General features: G+C 62.7%; 13 protein-coding genes. 5 read left to right on the forward strand and 8 right to left on the reverse strand.

The window, feature by feature from the left end:
* Window positions 1-53: 53 nt before the first annotated feature.
* Genes BMF35_RS11005 through BMF35_RS11010 form a run of 3 tightly spaced genes read left to right on the forward strand, consistent with a single transcriptional unit; the run spans window position 54 to window position 3,981 of the window.
* Entirely contained in the window at window positions 54-1,649 is a 1,596-nt protein-coding gene (locus tag BMF35_RS11005; RefSeq protein WP_047005977.1) for an isocitrate lyase, read from the forward strand.
* A gap of 32 nt (window positions 1,650-1,681) precedes the next feature.
* Window positions 1,682-1,837, forward strand: coding sequence for a hypothetical protein (locus BMF35_RS13770; protein ID WP_169819286.1), 156 nt, complete (start codon window positions 1,682-1,684; stop codon window positions 1,835-1,837).
* On the forward strand, window positions 1,834-3,981 hold the full coding sequence (locus BMF35_RS11010; protein ID WP_071961211.1) for a malate synthase G: 2,148 nt from the start codon (window positions 1,834-1,836) through the stop codon (window positions 3,979-3,981). Before BMF35_RS13770 ends, BMF35_RS11010 begins: the two co-directional genes overlap by 4 nt.
* 105 nt (window positions 3,982-4,086) lie before the next feature.
* On the opposite strand, the gene BMF35_RS11015 is transcribed toward BMF35_RS11010, so the two are convergent.
* A complete protein-coding gene (locus BMF35_RS11015) occupies window positions 4,087-5,478 on the reverse strand; it encodes a DcaP family trimeric outer membrane transporter (protein ID WP_082115638.1) in 1,392 nt (463 codons plus the stop codon).
* A 140-nt stretch (window positions 5,479-5,618) separates the two neighbouring features.
* Between BMF35_RS11015 and acs the strand changes: the two genes are divergently transcribed.
* Both acs and BMF35_RS11025 read left to right on the forward strand, forming a co-directional pair.
* Complete coding sequence (acs, locus tag BMF35_RS11020; RefSeq protein WP_047005978.1) at window positions 5,619-7,547, forward strand: acetate--CoA ligase; 1,929 nt, start codon at window positions 5,619-5,621, stop codon at window positions 7,545-7,547.
* 4 nt (window positions 7,548-7,551) lie between these two features.
* Entirely contained in the window at window positions 7,552-8,187 is a 636-nt protein-coding gene (locus tag BMF35_RS11025; RefSeq protein ID WP_047005979.1) for a response regulator transcription factor, read from the forward strand.
* On the opposite strand, the gene BMF35_RS11030 is transcribed toward BMF35_RS11025, so the two are convergent.
* The 7 genes from BMF35_RS11030 to BMF35_RS11060 all read right to left on the reverse strand — a co-directional run bounded on the left by BMF35_RS11030 (window position 8,157) and on the right by BMF35_RS11060 (window position 18,546).
* Entirely contained in the window at window positions 8,157-11,528 is a 3,372-nt protein-coding gene (locus BMF35_RS11030; RefSeq protein WP_047005980.1) for a hybrid sensor histidine kinase/response regulator, read from the reverse strand. The genes BMF35_RS11025 and BMF35_RS11030 overlap by 31 nt on opposite strands.
* Window positions 11,529-11,636: 108 nt before the next feature.
* Entirely contained in the window at window positions 11,637-13,412 is a 1,776-nt protein-coding gene (locus BMF35_RS11035) for a sodium:solute symporter family protein (RefSeq protein WP_047005981.1), read from the reverse strand.
* Between the two features lie 10 nt (window positions 13,413-13,422).
* Window positions 13,423-13,710 carry a DUF4212 domain-containing protein gene (locus tag BMF35_RS11040; protein WP_047006539.1) on the reverse strand — a complete coding sequence of 96 codons (288 nt, stop codon included), beginning with the start codon at window positions 13,708-13,710 and terminating at the stop codon, window positions 13,423-13,425.
* 104 nt (window positions 13,711-13,814) lie between these two features.
* Entirely contained in the window at window positions 13,815-14,489 is a 675-nt protein-coding gene (locus BMF35_RS11045; protein WP_047005982.1) for an exonuclease domain-containing protein, read from the reverse strand.
* A 1-nt stretch (window position 14,490) separates the two neighbouring features.
* Window positions 14,491-16,350 carry a DUF294 nucleotidyltransferase-like domain-containing protein gene (locus BMF35_RS11050; RefSeq protein ID WP_047005983.1) on the reverse strand — a complete coding sequence of 620 codons (1,860 nt, stop codon included), beginning with the start codon at window positions 16,348-16,350 and terminating at the stop codon, window positions 14,491-14,493.
* A gap of 58 nt (window positions 16,351-16,408) precedes the next feature.
* Entirely contained in the window at window positions 16,409-17,689 is a 1,281-nt protein-coding gene (locus BMF35_RS11055; RefSeq protein WP_047005984.1) for a spinster family MFS transporter, read from the reverse strand.
* On the reverse strand, window positions 17,686-18,546 hold the full coding sequence (locus BMF35_RS11060; protein ID WP_047005985.1) for an alpha/beta fold hydrolase: 861 nt from the start codon (window positions 18,544-18,546) through the stop codon (window positions 17,686-17,688). Before BMF35_RS11060 ends, BMF35_RS11055 begins: the two co-directional genes overlap by 4 nt.
* Window position 18,547 lies beyond the last annotated feature (1 nt).

Below are 18,547 nucleotides of genomic sequence, written 5' to 3' on the forward strand. Positions count from 1 at the left end.
AAGAAGCTAGCGACAGATTGGTCATCGCAACAGTTCGCAAGGACACGCCAAACATGACCTATTTCGCAGAAATCCATCGCCAGACCGGTATCAAGCAGCGCGATGGCGCAAACTGGCAGGCCATCGATCCGGAATTCGCTGCGCGGCTGCGCCAGCAGAACAAGTTCCAGACCGGACTCGACATCGCCCGCTATACGGCGAATATCATGCGGGAAGACATGGCGGCCTACGATGCCGATCCGTCGGCCTATACGCAGTCGCTGGGTTGCTGGCACGGATTCATCGGCCAGCAGAAGATGATCTCCATCAAGAAGCATTTCGGCGAGACGAAAGGCCGCTACCTCTACCTTTCCGGCTGGATGGTCGCTGCGTTGCGTAGCGAATTCGGCCCCCTGCCCGACCAATCCATGCACGAAAAGACAAGCGTTCCCGCACTGATCGAGGAACTGTACACCTTCCTGCGGCAAGCCGATGCGCGTGAGCTGGGCGGCCTGTTTCGGGAGCTCGATGCAGCGCGCGAGGCCGGTGACGAAACGGCAGCGGCAAACGCGCAAAAGGCCGTCGACACGCACCAGACACATGTCGTGCCGATCATCGCGGACATCGATGCAGGTTTCGGCAATGCCGAGGCGACCTACCTGCTCGCCAAGAAAATGATCGAGGCCGGCGCCTGCGCCTTGCAGATCGAAAACCAGGTGTCGGACGAAAAGCAATGCGGCCACCAGGATGGCAAGGTGACCGTGCCGCATGAGGATTTCCTGCAGAAGATCCGCGCCATCCGCTACGCTTTCCTCGAGCTGGGCGTGCCCGAAGGTATCATCGTTGCCCGCACGGACTCGCTCGGTGCGGGCCTCACCAAGCAAATCGCCTACTCGACCGAGGCAGGCGACCTTGGCGACCAGTACAACGCTTTCCTCGATTGCGAGGAGGTGGACACCGCCTCCATCGGCAATGGGGACGTGCTCATCACCCGCGAAGGCAAGCTGCTGAAGCCCAAGCGCCTGCCGTCCAATCTCTACCAGTTCCGCAGCGGAACGGGCGAGGATCGCGTGGTGCTGGACTGTATCACCAGCCTCCAGAACGGTGCGGACCTGCTGTGGATCGAGACCGAGAAACCGCATGTGGAGCAGATCGCCGGCATGGTGGATCGCATCCGCGAGGTCGTGCCCAATGCCAAGCTGGTCTACAACAATTCGCCCAGCTTCAACTGGACGCTCAACTTCCGCCAGCAGGTGTTCGATGCCTGGGAGGCCGAGGGCCGCGACATGCAGATGTATGATCGTGACCGCCTGATGAGCCAGCATTACGACGATAGCGAGCTGGCGATCGAAGCGGACGAGAAGATCCGCACCTTCCAGCGCGATGCAGCGCAGCGTGCGGGAATCTTCCACCACCTCATCACCCTGCCGACCTATCACACGGCGGCGCTGAGCACGGACAATCTCGCCAAGCGCTATTTCGGCGAGGAAGGCATGCTCGGCTACGTCAAGCAAGTGCAGCGCGAGGAAATCCGCCAGGGTATCGCCTGTGTGAAGCACCAGAACATGGCCGGCTCCGACATCGGGGACGACCACAAGGAAGCCTTCGCCGGCGAAGCAGCCCTGAAAGCGGGCGGCGCGCACAACACGATGAACCAGTTTGCTGCGTAACGCGGCGCAACCCGAAGAGAAGGAGAAGTAAAATGGCACATCCGACAATGGCCCGCCCGGTCTTCTCGACCGAAGATTTCGGCCTCATTCGCGAAGCGCTGGCCGTCGCGATCCGCAATGGCGATGACAATGCCGACACGCGAAAGCTGGTGAACCTGCACCACCGGCTGGGGCGGTTCAGCCGATGACCGACACGCTTCTTGCCCGAGAGGAGACGGGTGAGACAGCTGCCCCGCGCGATGGCTTCGTCCAGCGCGCGGGGCTTGCCGTCGATCCGGTGCTTGCGGCTTTCGTGGAGACGGAGGCGCTGCCCGGCACTGGTGTAAGCGCTGACGCGTTCTGGCAAGGGCTCGCAAATCTGGCAGGCGAGTTCACCCCGCGCAATCGCGCCCTGCTGGAAGCGCGCGCACGATTGCAGGCGATGATCGATCAATGGCACCGCGATAATCCCGACGCCGGGACCGGCATGCCACCGCGTGATCTCAAAGCGCTCGGCTATCTCGTCGAGGAGCCCGCGCCCTTCACTATCGGCACCGAAAATACAGACGATGAAATTGCCTTGCTGGCGGGCCCGCAACTGGTGGTACCCGCGCGCAACGCGCGGTTCGTGCTCAATGCCGTCAATGCGCGCTGGGGCAGCCTTTACGATGCGCTCTATGGCACAGATGCTTTGGACGGATCGCTTCCTGAAAAAGGCGATTACAATCAGACGCGCGGCGCGAAGGTAGTCGCTTGGGCAAAGGCATTTCTCGATGATGCCGTCCCGCTGGCGAACGGCTCTTGGAGCGAATGGACGGGTGGCACGCCCGAACTGTCCGATCCTGCGCAATTCATCGGGATGGCGGACGGCAATCCGGTGCTCGTGAATAACGGCCTCAAAATCGAACTCGTCATAAACGCCGATCACCCCATCGGTCGCGACGATCCGGCGAGTATCGCCGATATCCGGCTTGAGTCCGCACTCTCGACGATTATCGACCTCGAAGACTCCGTCGCCGCCGTCGATGGCGAAGACAAAGCGGACGGATATCGCAATTGGCTCGGCGCGCTGCGTGGCGATCTGGAAGCGACCTTCATTAAGGGCGGGCGCACCATGAAACGCGTCGCCAATCCGGACCGGACCTACACCGCGGCCGACGGCGAGACGAAACCGCTTCGCACGCGCAGCTTGTTGCTGGTGCGTAATGTCGGTCATCTGATGACGACACCGGCAGTGAGCCTGCCCGATGGATCCGAGATGTTCGAAGGGCTGCTGGATGCGGCAACCACGTCGCTCATCGGCTTACACGATCTTAATCGCCTTGGGCCGCTGGCCAATAGCGCCGAGGGCCGCATCTATATCGTCAAACCCAAGATGCATGGGCCGGAAGAATGCGCATTCGCCGACGATCTGTTTGCTGCGGTCGAGGACATGCTCGGCCTCGCACGCAACACAATCAAGATCGGCGTGATGGATGAGGAGCGTCGCACCAGCGCCAACCTCGCCGCTTGTATCCATGCGGTGAGAGACCGCATCTTCTTCATCAATACCGGCTTCCTCGATCGCACGGGTGACGAAATTCACACCTCGATGCTGGCCGGGCCGATGATGCGCAAAGGCGCGATCAAGCAGGCGGAATGGATCGCCGCCTACGAGGATCGCAATGTGCAGATCGGCCTTGCCTGTGGCTTTGCGGGCCGCGCGCAGATCGGCAAGGGCATGTGGGCCGCGCCCGATGCCATGCACGACATGCTGGAGCAGAAGATTGGCCACCCGATGAGCGGCGCGAGCACGGCATGGGTGCCCTCCCCCACCGCCGCCACGCTGCACGCGACGCATTACCATCGCTGCACTGTGTCCGAGCGCCAGTCCGAGCGCGCACAAGAGCGGATCGTGCCTGTCGACAAATTACTGACGGTGCCGCTCGCCGAAGATGCCGACTGGACGGAGGACGAGATCGCAGCCGAGCTGGACAACAATGTCCAGGGCATTCTCGGCTATATGGTCCGCTGGATCGATGCAGGGGTCGGCTGTTCCAAAGTGCCCGACATCCATGATGTAGGCCTGATGGAGGACCGCGCCACGCTTCGCATCTCCAGCCAGCACATCGCCAACTGGTTGCAGCATGGAATTGTCGATCGCCTGATGATCGACGAGGCGCTGCACCGCATGGCGGCCAAGGTCGATGCGCAGAATGCAGGCGATCCGGACTACCGGCCAATGTCCGCCGACGAACGCGGGTCTATCGCCATGGCCGCTGCCCGCAAGCTGATCGTGGCAGGCGCGAAGCAGCCGTCGGGCTATACCGAACCCGTCCTGCACCGCGCCCGACTGCGCGCAAAGCACGGCTGATCCCGAATAAAAAAGGCAGCCGGGTCGCGCTGGTGCGATCCGGCTGCACTTGGTTGTGCCTCCCGGCGAGAGGATCGGACCGGGAGGCTTCAGGGACCTTCGGGATCAGAAGGCATAGCGGGTCGAAAGCTGGACCTTTTGCAAATTGCCGGACCGGCCATCCTCCAGCATGCGCTCGGCATACATGTATTCGAGGCCGACATCGAAGCGCGTTGCAGGAGACCAGACGAGATTGACGAAGGCATTCCAGCTTTCATCCGTTACCTGGTCGCTCGTCAGCAGCACGGGATTGTCCGCGCGGAAATAGCTGGCTGCGATCGTCGAGCGCAGATCGTCCGACCACCAATGGCGGAAGGCGGCAAAGCCCGAATAGGTGAAGATCGGGTCCAGATCGCCCGCGGCATCGATAGCGGTATCGTTCACGATATTGAGCCCGATATACCGACCAAGGCCATCGCCAGCCGTCGCCATGAAGCGCAGATCATCGCGCTCGCCGACATTGATACGGCCGGACAGGCTGAGGCCATAGCCGAGCGCTGTATCGTCGGTGAGGCCGAAATCGTCCTCGTCCACATGCAGAGCGCGCACGATGCCGGCGAGGCTGACCGAGCCCCAATCGCCGCCCTGATTATAGCGCGCCACGATGTCCGGCATGGTGTCGTCGCCGGGCAGCACACGTCCACCTGTCGGCGTGGTAATAGTGGTCTCCGGTTGTTCGGCGGCGATCTGGAAATTGCCGCTGGTGTAGCGGATCATCGGCTGGCGATCAAAGACAGTGCCGGGGGTCGTGCCGATGAAGTCCATCGATTCCGGCAGCGCGCCGACATTCTGGAACGTCGACCAGGTCTGACCGAACAGCCAGTCGCCATAAACGAGGTAGGCCTGGCGCAGTCGCGGCTCGTAGCTGTTGGAAATGCGTTCGTCGCCGCCGGGCGTCACCATGAAGTCGATCTCGACATGCGAGCGCAGCGGCGTGCCATTGCCGAGATCGGTGGAGGTATCGAGATAGACACGCGTCTGCCGCGCGGAGAAATCGGTATCCCAGCCCGACGCCTCCCCGCCGATAGGGATCGTGCTGGGGATCAGGAAATCGCGGGTAATCGCGCCATCCGGCAGTTGCCCGCCGCTTGTGCGCAGCGTCAGCGCGTCCAGCTTCACATATCCGCCTAGCGTAAAACGGGTATTCCCGACGGAGAAGCCATCCTGCTCCTGCGCCTCGGCGACATTGCCGACCTGGGCGGCAAGCTGCTCCTGCTCATCGCGCATCGCCGTGGTCTGCGCCATCACCATCTCGGTGGTCGCGGCGATCTCGGCCTGCTGTTCGGTGTTCATCGTGTCCTGCTGGTCGAGCCGCTCGATCAGCGCGCCGACCAACGCCTCCAGCCGGTCCAGCCTTTCATCGACGCTGGCGTCCTGGGCGTGCGCTGGCACAGCCACCAGGCACGTGGCGGCGAGTAGCGAGGCACGGACGGATTTGCGGATGATATTGGATGTCATGATCTCTCCCTCCAATTATTATCGAGGCAGAGTGCGCCGCATATCGCACGGGCGACAGTTAGCGCTTGGTATTACGACCTTTGTCTGAAAGCATGGCATGTGCGGATCGGCTACGTCGGCCACAAATGGGAGAACCAGCTATGTCAGACACCGTCCAGCGGCCCGCTGCCCCCAGCACCGCCAATTGCACACCCGAGCAGTATGACGCGCTTTACGAACGGTCCGTGCAGGATCCCGATGGCTTCTGGCTGGAGCAGGCGAAAGAGCGGCTGGACTGGTACACCGCGCCGACCAAGGGCGCCGAATGGTCCTACGATCCGGTGGACATCAAGTGGTTCTCCGATGGCACGCTGAACATCTGCTACAATGCCGTAGATCGCCATCTGGACACCCATGGCGATCAGATCGCGCTGATCTTCGAGCCCGACAGTCCGGATGCCCCCGGCCGCTCCCTCACTTATCGCCAGCTACATAAAGAGGTGACGCGCGTTGCCAATGCCTTGAAAGCGATGGGCGTTCGCAAGGGCGATCGGGTCACCTTGTACATGCCGATGATCGTTGAAGGCGCGCTGACGATGCTCGCCTGTGCTCGCATCGGCGCCATCCATTCGGTCGTATTCGGCGGCTTTTCTCCTGAGGCGCTGGCGGGCCGCATCATGGCATGCGAGAGCCGCTTTGTCGTCTGTGCCGACCAGGGGCTGCGCGGCAGCAAGACAGTGCCGCTCAAGGCCAACGTCGATGCAGCACTGGCCATGCAAGGCGTCAGCGTGGACGGCGTCCTGGTCTTCGATCACACTGGCGGCGAAATCGAGATGGTCGATGGCCGCGATCACTGGTTCGCGGACTTTGCGAGCGACGATGAGTGCCCATGCGAAGAAATGAATGCGGAAGACCCGCTTTTCATCCTTTACACGTCCGGCTCCACCGGAACGCCGAAGGGCGTGCTGCACACCACGGGCGGCTATGCGCTGTGGGCGGCGACGACATTCCATTACACCTTTGATTACCAGCCGGGCGACATCTTCTGGTGCAGCGCGGATATCGGCTGGGTGACGGGGCACACCTATGTCACCTACGGCCCGCTTATCAATGCGGGCACCAGCCTCATCTTCGAAGGCGTGCCGAACTATCCCGACCACGGGCGTTTCTGGGACGTGATCGACAAGCACAAGGTCAATCTGTTCTACACCGCCCCCACCGCCATCCGCGCCCTGATGCGCGAGGGCGATAGCTTCGTGACGAGCCGCAACCTCTCGAGCCTGCGTGTGCTGGGCACCGTCGGCGAACCGATCAATCCCGAAGCATGGCGCTGGTATTACGAGGTGGTCGGCAAGAAGAATTGCCCCATTGTCGACACCTGGTGGCAGACCGAAACGGGCGGCCACATGATTACCACCCTGCCCTACGCGCACGACATGAAGCCCGGCAGCGCGGGCAAACCCTTCTTCGGTATCCAGCCCCTGCTGGTCGACAATGATGGCAACACGCTGGAGGGGGCGACCGAAGGCAATCTGTGCATCACGCATAGCTGGCCAGGCCAGGCCCGCACGGTCTACGGCGATCATGACCGCTTCGAGCAAGCCTATTTCAGCACCTATCCGGGCCGATACTTTACGGGTGACGGATGCCGCCGCGACGAGGATGGCTATTACTGGATTACCGGCCGGGTGGACGATGTGATCAACGTGTCCGGGCACCGCATGGGCACCGCCGAGGTCGAGAGCGCGCTGGTACTGCACCCGAAAGTCGCAGAAGCAGCAGTGGTCGGCTATCCGCACGACATCAAGGGACAGGGCATTTACTGCTACGTCACCCTGAATGCGGGCGAGGAAGGTTCGGACGAACTCTACTCCGAATTGCGCCAGCACGTGCGCAAAGAGATCGGGCCGATCGCGACTCCCGATCACCTGCAATTCACCGACGGCCTGCCCAAGACACGCTCCGGCAAGATCATGCGCCGCATCCTGCGCAAGATCGCGGAGAACGATTACGGCTCGCTGGGCGATACGTCGACGCTGGCCGATCCATCGCTGGTGGACCGGCTAATCGAAGGCAGGCAGAACCGCTGACAGCATGGCCGAACGGATCATCATCGCCGATGACCACCCGCTCTTCCGCACGGCGCTGAGCCATGCGGTCGGCAAGGTCTGGCCCGATGCCGACATCGTCGAGACCGGCTCTGCCGCCGCCGCGCGGGAGCAGCTGGCCGACAACGCCGACGCCTTGCTCCTCGATCTGCACATGGAAGATTCAAACGGCCTGACCGTGCTGATGGACCTGCGGCAGGAGCACCCCGCCCTTCCCATCGTCATCGTATCGGCGAGCGAAGAGCCGCGTGTTTACGCCGCCGCCAGCCAGCTGGGTGCAGCAGCCTTCATCCCGAAATCGTCCTCGCTCGACGAGATGCGCAGCGCATTGTCCGCCGTTCGCGACGGTGAAAACTGGTTTCCCCAAATGGACGAGGCCGCCGATGGCGACTTGCAGCGCATTGCCAACCTCACGCCGGCACAGCGCCGCATCCTCGGCCAGATCCGCGAAGGCCTGCTCAACAAGCAGATCGCCTACGAACTGGATATCAGCGAGGCGACGGTGAAGGCGCACATTACGGCGATCTTCCGCAAGCTAGGTGTCGTCAGCCGCACGCAGGCAGCCATGTTGGCGACCAAGCTGGACGTCGATCAGCCTTCCGCCGACATCTCCCCGAACTGATCCGCCCTGCCCGCTGCGCTGCGGGCGATAGCGTCGGCCAGCAAGGCACGGAGCGCGGCCGGCGGCGTGGGCTTCAGCAGTCGGCGGGCATCGACACCCGCTGCAGCACGCGCTGTTTCGTCCCCCGCTTCCGCCGTGACCATGATGACGGGCGGCTCGTCGTCCCAGGCCGCGCATAGCGTGCGATAGGCTTCGTCGCCGCGCTCGTCGTCGTCGAGCCGGAAGTCGACGATAACAATGTCGGGCGGATTCGGCATTTTCGCCAGGGCATCTTCGGCACTGGTGGCGCGTGTGACCTTCAGCCCCCATTTGCCGAGCAGCGCCGACCCGGCAGCCAATGCCGCCTCGTCATTGTCGACAATGAGAACCCGCGCATTACCGAGGCCGGATGGCGTCACTTTGGCCCCACTGGCGCTGCTCTCCGCCTCGCCCCAATGCGTGACGGGAAGCGTGAGCGCAAAGACGCTGCCGCGCCCCGGCTCCGATGAAAGACTTACAGGGGCATCGAGCAGGCGTGCAATGCGCTGCACGATGGCAAGCCCCAGCCCCAGCCCCTCACGATGTGTGGAGGCGCGCTGGAATTCGTCAAAAATTCGGGTTTGATCTGCATCGTCGATACCCGGCCCGGTATCGGCAACGCAGATCGCAATGTCGTCGCCGCGCCGCTTCACGCCAAGCAGCACCGCGCCTGTTTCTGTGTAGCGCAGCGCATTGCTGGTAAGATTGCGCAATATGCTCAGCAACAAGGCGCGGTCGGTTGTGACCCAGGCCGAGGTTTCGACGCAGCGCAGTTCCACACCCGTCGCTTCGGCTTGCACGGCAAATTCACGGCGGACTTCCTCGAGCATCTGCGACACGGTCACAGGCGCGAGCTTGGGCTGGATGCCCCCGCCATCGAGCTTTGAAATATCCAACAAGGTGCGAATCAGCTGGTCCGCCGACGCGATCGAGCCGTCCAGATCGCGCACCAGTTTCTCCAGCGGCGCTTCGCCCGCCACTTCCTCGCCCAGTGCCGAGGCGAACAGGCGCGCGGCGTTGAGCGGCTGGATGAGGTCATGGCTGGCAGCAGCGAGGAAGCGAGTCTTGGACTGGGTCGCCTTGCGCAAGGCTTCGTTCGCATCGCTCAGCTGCGCCGTGCGTTCGCGCACCTTATCTTCCAACGCCTGCTCGGCGCGCCTGTCCGCCGTTACATCGGTATAGGAGGTAACATAGCCGCCGCCCGGCGCGGCATTGCCGAGGATACGCATGATGCGCCCATCGGCCTGTGTGCGCTCCATCGAATGGCGGCGCCCTTCGCGCATATGCTCCAGCCGCCGTGCAACCTGTTGCTCTATCTCGGCCGTCGGAAGACCGCTTTCGGCGAGATTGTAACGGATAAGCTGCGCAATCGGCGTGCCCACCACAACCATGTCATCGGGCAGGTTGAACATCTCCTGATAGCGGCTGTTCCACGCAACGAGATTCATGCCGGAATCCACCAGCGCCACGCCTTGGTCGATGTTTTCGATGGCAATCTGGAGCAGGTCGGCACTGAAGGAGAGACGCCTGCTCGTCTCATCGAACATCGCCACGACCTCGGCGAAGGGCACCTGATCGCCCTGCGCCCAACTCGTGACCAGCATGCGCGCGGAGGATGTGCCGACAACGCCGGCTACGATCCGCTCGGTCATGTCGATCAATTGCAGATCGGCCGGATCGGTATCGCGATAAAGGTTCGGCGCAGCTGCGATGGCAGCATCGGCGCGCGCCTTGCCGACGAATTGCGACAGCAACAGTCGGATGTCGGCGACGCGCTTGCTGGTCGCTTGCACAGCCACGGCAGCTGCGCCGGGCACTCCGGCAAAGGCGGCTGCCTGCGCCGCGTCCACCAGCGAAGGCCGGGCCAGCAACGAACCCGCCCAATATACGGCGACATTGATGGCAAGGCTGAGGATAACGCCCGAGACAAACGCATCCGCATGCACTGCCAACAGCGGCTCCACAGCGAAGGCAGTCGGCACGATCAGCAGCAGGATCCAGCTGGCAAAGCCGGCCAGCAGTCCGGCGATCATGCCCTGCCTGTTGCCGCTGCGACCGAGCACGCCAAACACCAGCCCGGGCGCGAACTGTGCAGAGGCAGCGAATGCCAGCGTGCCAAGGCGAGCCAAGCTCGCCGCAGATCCGAAGCCCAGATAGAACAGGTAAGCCAGCACGAGCAGCGAGGCGATGACGATGCGCCGGATGGCCAGCAATTGCCGCGCAAGCTGGCCCCGCTCTCCATCCCCGCGCAATACGGACCGGAATGCTACCGGCGCCACGAGGTCGTTCGTTATCATCGTCGACAAGGCGACACTGGCGACCACGATCATCCCGATCGACGCCGAGAGGCCACCGATAAATGCGAGGATGGCCAGCCACGGATTTCCGGTCGCCAGCGGCAACTCCAGCACAATCGTATCCGGATTGGTGCCTGCAGGCAGCGCCGCCGGGCCGACCATGGCAATCGGCACGATGATCGCCGCGATCAGCGCAAGATAGGCCGGGAAGACCCAGCGCCGCGCTCCGCCGAAACTGTCGCCGCGTGCCTCGACGAATGTCATGTGGAACTGGCGCGGCAGACACAGGACCGCGCAGGCGGAAATCAGGGTCAGCACCCAGAATCGAGCATCGATCTGGCTGCGGTCGAAAGGATTTTGCACCGCGCCCACGTCGCTGTTCGACCAGACGATCAGGGCCAGCGCTGCAATCGCCGCAAGTGCGACCAGCTTGACGATGGATTCTAAGGCGATGGTGAAAACCAGTCCGGCGTTCTCGCCCGGATGATCCGCCCGGCGCGATCCGAAGAGGATGGCGAACAACGCCATCACAACTGTGACGATCAGCACCAGCTCATCCAGCGCCAGCGCCGTGGCCAGCCCGGTGTCGAGCGCCATCAGCGAATTGCCGACCGACTGCAATTGCAGCGCCATGTAAGGCAGCGCGCCGAGGGTGGCGATCACGGTGACCAACGCCGCGACCGTGCCGCTTTTGCCATAGCGGGCCGAAAGAATGTCGGCGATGGATGTCGAATGCTGCGCCTTCGCGTGCGCCAGGATGCGCCGGATCAGTCCATGCCCGAAGGTGAAGACGAGGATCGGCCCAAGGAAAATCGGCAGGAATTCCAGCCCCGCCGTCGCGGCGGTGCCGACACCGCCGAAAAAGGTCCAGCTGGTGCAGTAGACGGCGAGCGACAGGCCGTAGACCCAGCCGGAAGCCGAGTGCTTGTCTTTTCCGGCAAGGTGCGCGCGATCCTGCCGCGCCGCAATCCAGAACAGGAACCCCAGATAGGCACCTGCCAGCAAAACTGCCGACACGAACACCATTGTCAAACTCTCCCTTCATCAGGCTAGCCGATGGCCCGAGAGATGCAAGCAGAGCGGGGGCGATGCTTGCGCACCGCCCCCGCCCTTCATTGCCGGTATTCGCCCAGCTTAGTGTGCGTGGGCATCCCCCGCACCGCGCGGCACGCGGATTGAGTCCACCAGCTTGCGCACTTCCACCGGCGGGCTGGCCGTCACCTTCGATACCGCGATGGCGATAGCGAAGTTGATGAGCATCCCGATCACACCGATACCTTCGGGCGAGATGCCCAGCAGCCAGTTCTCGGCCACATTGGCCTCCGGGTTCGCCAGCTTGAAGTAGAAGATATAGATGAAGGTGAATGCGAGGCCCGAAACCATGCCTGCGATGGCCCCTTCCTTGTTCATGGACTTCGAGAAAATGCCCATGAAGATGGCCGGGAACAGGCTGGCTGCGGCAAGCCCGAAGGCAAAGGCCACCACCTGCGCCACCCATCCTGGCGGATAGATGCCGAGATAGCCTGCCACGAAGATCGCCGCCGTGGCTGCAAGCCTTGCCGCCAATAGCTCTCCCTTCTCCGAAATATTCGGACGGAAGGTGGACTTCAGCAAGTCATGGCTGACCGAGCTGGATATCACCAGCAACAGGCCCGCCGCGGTCGACAGGGCCGCCGCAAGGCCGCCTGCCGCCACGAGCGCGATCACCCAGCCTGGCAGATTGGCAATCTCCGGATTGGCCAGCACCATGATGTCGCGGTCGACATAGACCTCGTTCTCGCTGGCCATGTCGGGCTCGTTATCGACCGCACGCTGACCCGCAGCGGCACTCGTTTCGGCATAGACCGGCGCACCGATGATGGCATTGCCGTCGCGGTACTGCATCACGCCATCCTCGTTCTTGTCGTAGAAAGCGATCAGGTCGTTCGCCTCCCAGTTCTTGAACCAGTCGGGCGCATCGGCATAGGTCTGCTCGTTCACCGTATCGACGAAGTTGAGACGGGCGAACGCACCCACAGCCGGGGCCGTGGTGTACAGCAAGGCGATGAAGACCAGCGCCCAGCCTGCCGATTTGCGCGCGTCCGATGCCTTGGGCACCGTGAAGAAGCGCACGATCACGTGCGGCAAGCCTGCCGTACCGACCATCAGCGCCATGGTGATGCAGAACACATCGATCATGGATTTGCTGCCATCGGTATATGGTCCGAATCCTAAGTCGACGAGCACCCTGTCCAGCGTCTCCAGCACATACATGCCGGACCCGTCATTCACCGTCGAGCCAAGGCCCAACTGCGGAATGGGGTTGCCGGTCACCAGATAGCTGATGAAAAAAGCCGGAACCATGTAGGCGAAGATCAGCACGCAGTATTGCGCCACCTGGGTGTAGGTGATGCCTTTCATGCCGCCCAGCACCGCATAAATGAACACGATGCCCATGCCGATGATGACGCCCCAGAAAATGGGCACGTCGAGGAAGCGGCTGAACACGATGCCGACCCCGCGCATCTGGCCGGCGATATAGGTGAAGCTGATGAAGATCAGGCAGATCACCGCCACCACGCGCGCGGCCTTGGAATAGTACCGCGTGCCGATGAAGTCGGGCACGGTGAACTGGCCGAACTTGCGCAGATATGGCGCAAGCAACAGCGCCAGCATCACATAACCGCCCGTCCAGCCCATCAGGTAGACACTGCCATCATAACCGAGGAAGGCGATGAGGCCCGCCATGGAGATGAAGCTGGCCGCACTCATCCAGTCGGCCGCCGTGGCCATTCCGTTGACGACCGGGTTCACCCCGCCGCCTGCTACATAGAACTCTTTCGTGGACCCGGCACGGCTCCAGATAGCAATGCCGATATACAGTGCAAAACTGACGCCGACGAAGAGATAGATCAGGGTTTGCGTTTCCATCGTCGCCTCCTCAATCGTCGAGATCGTATTTGCGCTCGATCTTCTTCATCTTGACGACGTAGTAGAAGATCAGGGCCATGAAGATGTAGATCGAGCCTTGCTGGGCGAACCAGAAGCCGAGCGGGTATCCGCCGAGCATGAACTGGTCGAGCCAGTCGCGCAGCAGGATGCCGCAGCCGAAGGAACAGGCGAACCAGATCGCCATCAGGATCACCAGCAGGCGGATATTCTCGCGCCAATAGGCGTCCTCTGCCGCGCTCGTTTCAGCTTCCGGCGGTGGTGTGTTTTCGTTGTCCATGACCTCCCCCTTTTCGTCGGGTTTTATCGCGGGCACCCGCGGGCCGGGTACCATCGTTCCGGAGGCTAGGTTGCGGGCGCATTCACCACGAGCGCGACATTAGTCTAATGACCCACGCGCGCGTCTTCCAAGCTGGCGAGGCGAACATCGGCGGGCAGGCGAGAGAGCTGCGCGAGGAACAGTTCCGCCGTCGCCATTGCATCGTTGAGCGCATCATGCGCATCGAATTCCGGCAGGTGGTAGCGGGAGCGACATGCGCCCAGCCGCAGGGCATCGCCCGAAAGGTTCGGCTGCAGCCTCTGCTCCAGCGCCATCGTACAGATAGCGCGCACCGGAAGGTCGACATTCCAGATGGCACTAGCGGCGCGTTTGAGCGCCGCCTTCTCGATCGCCGCGCCGTGCGCAACCACAATCTTGCCGCCGCAGTCTTTGAGCATTTGGGACATCACTTCCTTCAGGTCACCGCCCTGCCGCGCCCGCCCCTCTCCGATGCCGTGAACGGCGACCGCTTTATCGCTAAGCTGATGATCGCTGAAGACATCGCAGCGCCGGGCTGTGCCCAAGCGGATGGCATGGGGATCAAGTGAAATCCAGCCTGCCTGCAGGATGTGCGCATCGCTCTCCAGTCCATCCAATTCGAAATCGAGCGCGAGAAACTGCGCATTTTTCGCAGGGCTCGACCGCTCGGGCCAATCGGCCTGCGCGAATGCACGCAGTGCCGGATCATCGTGCTGCGCCAGCCTCGCCCGGCGGCGGCGATCCAGCCAGCCGCGCAGCATATCAGGCGATCCCGCCCGCGAGGTTGCGACGTAGCGAATCGAGGGCGCGGCGGATGACTGCAAAGCTGTCTTTCAGATGCTCGCGCTCCAGCGGAGAAAGAGTGTCAGGCGCGATCAGACTGTCGGGCGACCTCCCCTCGCGCACCTGCCGCGCCTGGTGCGCGATCCTCAAGTCGTTCACGAAATTCATCGCATCGCGCAAGCTGCGCGCATCGCCTCTGTCCATGTGCCCGCCATCGGCCAGCGCCGCGTACCGCGCAGCAGAACTTACAGCCTCCACGCCGCTCGCCAGCGACAGGGTGCGCGCGATGTCGACCAGCGGGATGATGGCCTGCCCTTTGGAATCGAACACCTTCTTGCCCTCGCTATCCGGCTCCAAGACCAGCCCTCCGAATACGCCGAGCGGTATGCGCGAGCGCAGCGCATCGCGCGCAAGGAAGGACAGGAACAGCCGGTTCTCCTGCGCCAGCTTCACCGTCTCGCCATGCAAGCGCGTGACCAACGAGGCGTCACCATGCACGCTGCGCATATCGAAGTAGATGGTGGAGCGAAGGATCGCATCCTCGTCGGGCTGGGTGATCCATCTGGCATAGCGGTCGCGCCATTCCGCCAGCGTCAAACGCTGGCCGGTATTCTTCGCCATGATGCCACCCTTGCAATAATCATAACCGGCGGCGTCGAGAATGTCGGAGATACGGCCGCCGAGCTGGGCGAAATAGTCGCGCGCGGCATCGTCCATCTCTCCGCCGATCACGAAGCCGTTATCCTGGTCGGACCCGATCAGTTGCTCCTGCCGGGCGAGCGATCCGAACACCACGAGCGCATAGGGGCAAGGCGGCTCGCCCAGTTCGCTTTCGGCAAGCTGCGCCGCGCGGCGATGGGCAGCCTCGCCCAAGGCAGAGGTGAAGCGCATGACCTGCCGCGCCTGCAATCCCGCCCGCTCCATTTCTGCAAAGGCGCGCGGCGTCTCGCGCGAAATCGCGATCAACGCCTTGGCGTCGCGCGCGCGCGAGAGGGCTGCGCCATGGTCTATCGCATTGCTGCCGAGATGGGCGAGAATGTCGCTGCCGCTCATCATCCCCGACAGCGCGCCGGTCTCGTCGAGCAGCGGGATGTGGCGGAAGCCGTGCGCTGCCATCAGGGCCATCGCCTCGGCCACGCTGGCTGTGCAAGGAAGCGTCTTCGGATCAGGCGTCATCACTGTCGACACAGCATCCGACAGAGGCGCTTCTGCGGCGACCACTCGATTGCGCAGATCCTTGTCGGTAAAAATGCCGAGCAATTCATCGCCACTGCAAACCGCCAACGTGCTGACATTGCTGTCACGCATCAGCGTGGCGGCCTGATGAATGGAGGTGTCCGGCGTGCATGAGACCGGCCGACGCTTGGGCACGATGTCAGCAGCCAGCAGGGTCTCGAATTGCGTGTTCTGCGCGCTTTTCCGGTTTTTGAGCGCGTGCCGCAGACGCCGCGCTTCGTCTGCGGTGAAGAAGTTGCGGAACGCCTCATTGTCCTCGCGAAGCTTGTGGAAGACGGCGTCTGGAACGGCCAACAGCAGGCTGTCTTCCATCGCGATGGCGGTGTTCGCAACTTCGCCCCCGCGCAAAAGCGACGGGTACGCAAAGCTGGCCCCCACAGTCAGGCGCGCGGTCAGCTCCTCACCGGCCAGTCGCAACTCCACAGCTCCGGAGCGGATGACGAACAGCCTGTCATTGTATGCACCTGCTTCCAGCACCGTGTGCCCGCTGCGCGCATAGCGCATCTCGCTGGCCGCGGCGATTTGGCCGAGTTGGTGCTCCGGCATCGCGTCGAATGGCGGCGTGGTGCGCAAAAAGCGGACGATCTGGTCGAGTTCGTTCATGGTGCCGGGGCACCATAGGCCAAATCAGACCGGCCCGCTGCCGAACTTTAGTATGATGCTATTCGCGCACCCAATCCTTGCGCAGGAACGGCCCTGCCAATGCCATCAACACCGCGGCGATGCCATACAGCACCAGCGCATACAGCATGGAATACCGCAGCGCCTCGTCACCATAGGTAGGCGCGAGGAAGTCGGACAGAGCGCCAAGCGCGTAAATGCCTCCGCCCAGCCCGATCAGATTATTGATAAGCAGGAACAGTGCCGAGGCTGTCGAACGCGCCGCAGGGTTGACAAGGTGCTGGATGGCCGAAAGCACGGGACCGAGCCAGATGTAGGCCAGCGCCTGCGGCAGGAGGAACACGACGAAAGCAATCTTCCAATCCGTGCTGAGAATGCCAATCGCGAAAAGCGGCGCGCCTAGGAAAAATGCGACGGCGGGCAGCCAGGCATAAAAGGCCTTGTCCCGCCCGCCCAGCCTGTCTGCCAACAGGCCGCCAGCAAGCACGCCTGCTACACCGCCCAAAAGCAAAATCGCTCCGAAAAAGCGCGATGCCTCCACCAAGTCAAAACCGAAGCTGCGGATCAGCAGGCTCGGGAGCCAGAAGGCAATGCCGTAGCCCATCATGGATGACATGGCCGCACCGAAGGAGAGGAACCAGAAACTGGGCTTCCGCGACAAAATCCGCGCCGTTTCGGCAAGGCGCGGCGCCTGCGGCAATGGCGACGGGTTGCCGGCGGCGACTTTCGATTTCGCCTTGTCGCGCACGAGGTATTTGAACAGCGGCACGATGAACACGCCTGCCAGCCCCACGACGAAGAAGGCCGTGCGCCAGTTGATCGTTGCCGCAATGTATCCCCCCAGCAGCACGCCGAGGCCGGAGCCGATGGGAATGCCCAGCGAATAGATCGACAGCGCGGTCGCCCGCTTCTCGCTGGGGAAATAGTCGCCGATCAAGGCGTAGGAGGGGGCAACGCCGCCCGACTCGCCAATGCCGACTCCCAGTCGCGCGAGGAAGATATGCCAGAAGTTCTGGGCGAGGCCGCAGAGCGCCGTGAAGCCGCTCCATGCAAACAGCGACACCGCAATCACCCAGCTGCGACTTGTCCGGTCCGCCAGCGCGGCGAGCGGCACCGCCATGGTGGAATACAGCAACGCGAATGCCAGCCCGCCCAGCAGCCCCATCTCCCCATCGCTCAACTCCAGTTCGGCCTGGATAGGCGCTGCGAGGATGGAGAGGATCTGCCGGTCGACGAAATTGAAAATGTAGACCACCAGCAGCATGCCGAGCACGGTGCCGCTTTTCGGGTCGGGACGACTGGCTACCGCTTCGCGGCTCATGCGACGGTCTCGGCAAGGAAATCGGTGATTGCCCCTAACGCGAGCGGTTCGTCCAACAGCGGTGCGTGGCCACGCTGCGGCACTTCGACAAAAGTGATACTACCGGAATGGCGCGCTTTCATGGTCTCGACCGTACCGGCGGAAAGCAAGTCGGACAATGCCCCGCGCACGACCAGCACCGGCGTATCACCCAGCGCCTCCCACAGCGGCCAGAGATCGGGCTGCGGCTCGCTGTCGCTTTCCGCGAAGGCCTGCGCGATGGCAGGATCATAGGCAAAGGCTATAAACCCGCCGGGCATTTCGCGGCAGGTCCGCCGCGCCCAAGCCTGCCAGTCAGCCTTTCCGAAATCGGGAAACGCATCTGTGTTGATTTTCGCACACGCAGCAGCAGCCGCATCCCAGTCGGCGAAGTCTGCTGGGCCGCCGACATAGCCGCCGATACGCGCAAGCCCCGCCGGATCGAGCTCCGGTCCGATATCGTTGAAGACCACGGCAGGAAACTCGCCGGGACGCATCGCGTTCATCACCATTGCAATCAGTCCGCCCATCGATGTGCCGATCACACCCGGCTTCGCAATACTGAGGCTATCCAGCAGCACGAACATATCGGCGGCATAAACGTCGGGCCGATAATTGGCCGGGTCGGGATCGTAATCCGACGATCCCCGTCCGCGCTGGTCTGGAACGATCAGACGATAGCGCGGCGACAAATGTGCAGCGAGCGGTTCGAAATCGCCGCTATTGCGCGTCAAACCGTGCATCAACAGCAGCGGGGGCCCACCGCCACCATAGTCGCGGGCGAACAGCCGAAGCTGCCCGCACCCGCTTGTGTAATAGTGCTCCCGATAATCGACCATG

The organism is Aurantiacibacter gangjinensis (assembly GCF_001886695.1).
Lineage (GTDB): Bacteria > Pseudomonadota > Alphaproteobacteria > Sphingomonadales > Sphingomonadaceae > Alteraurantiacibacter > Alteraurantiacibacter gangjinensis.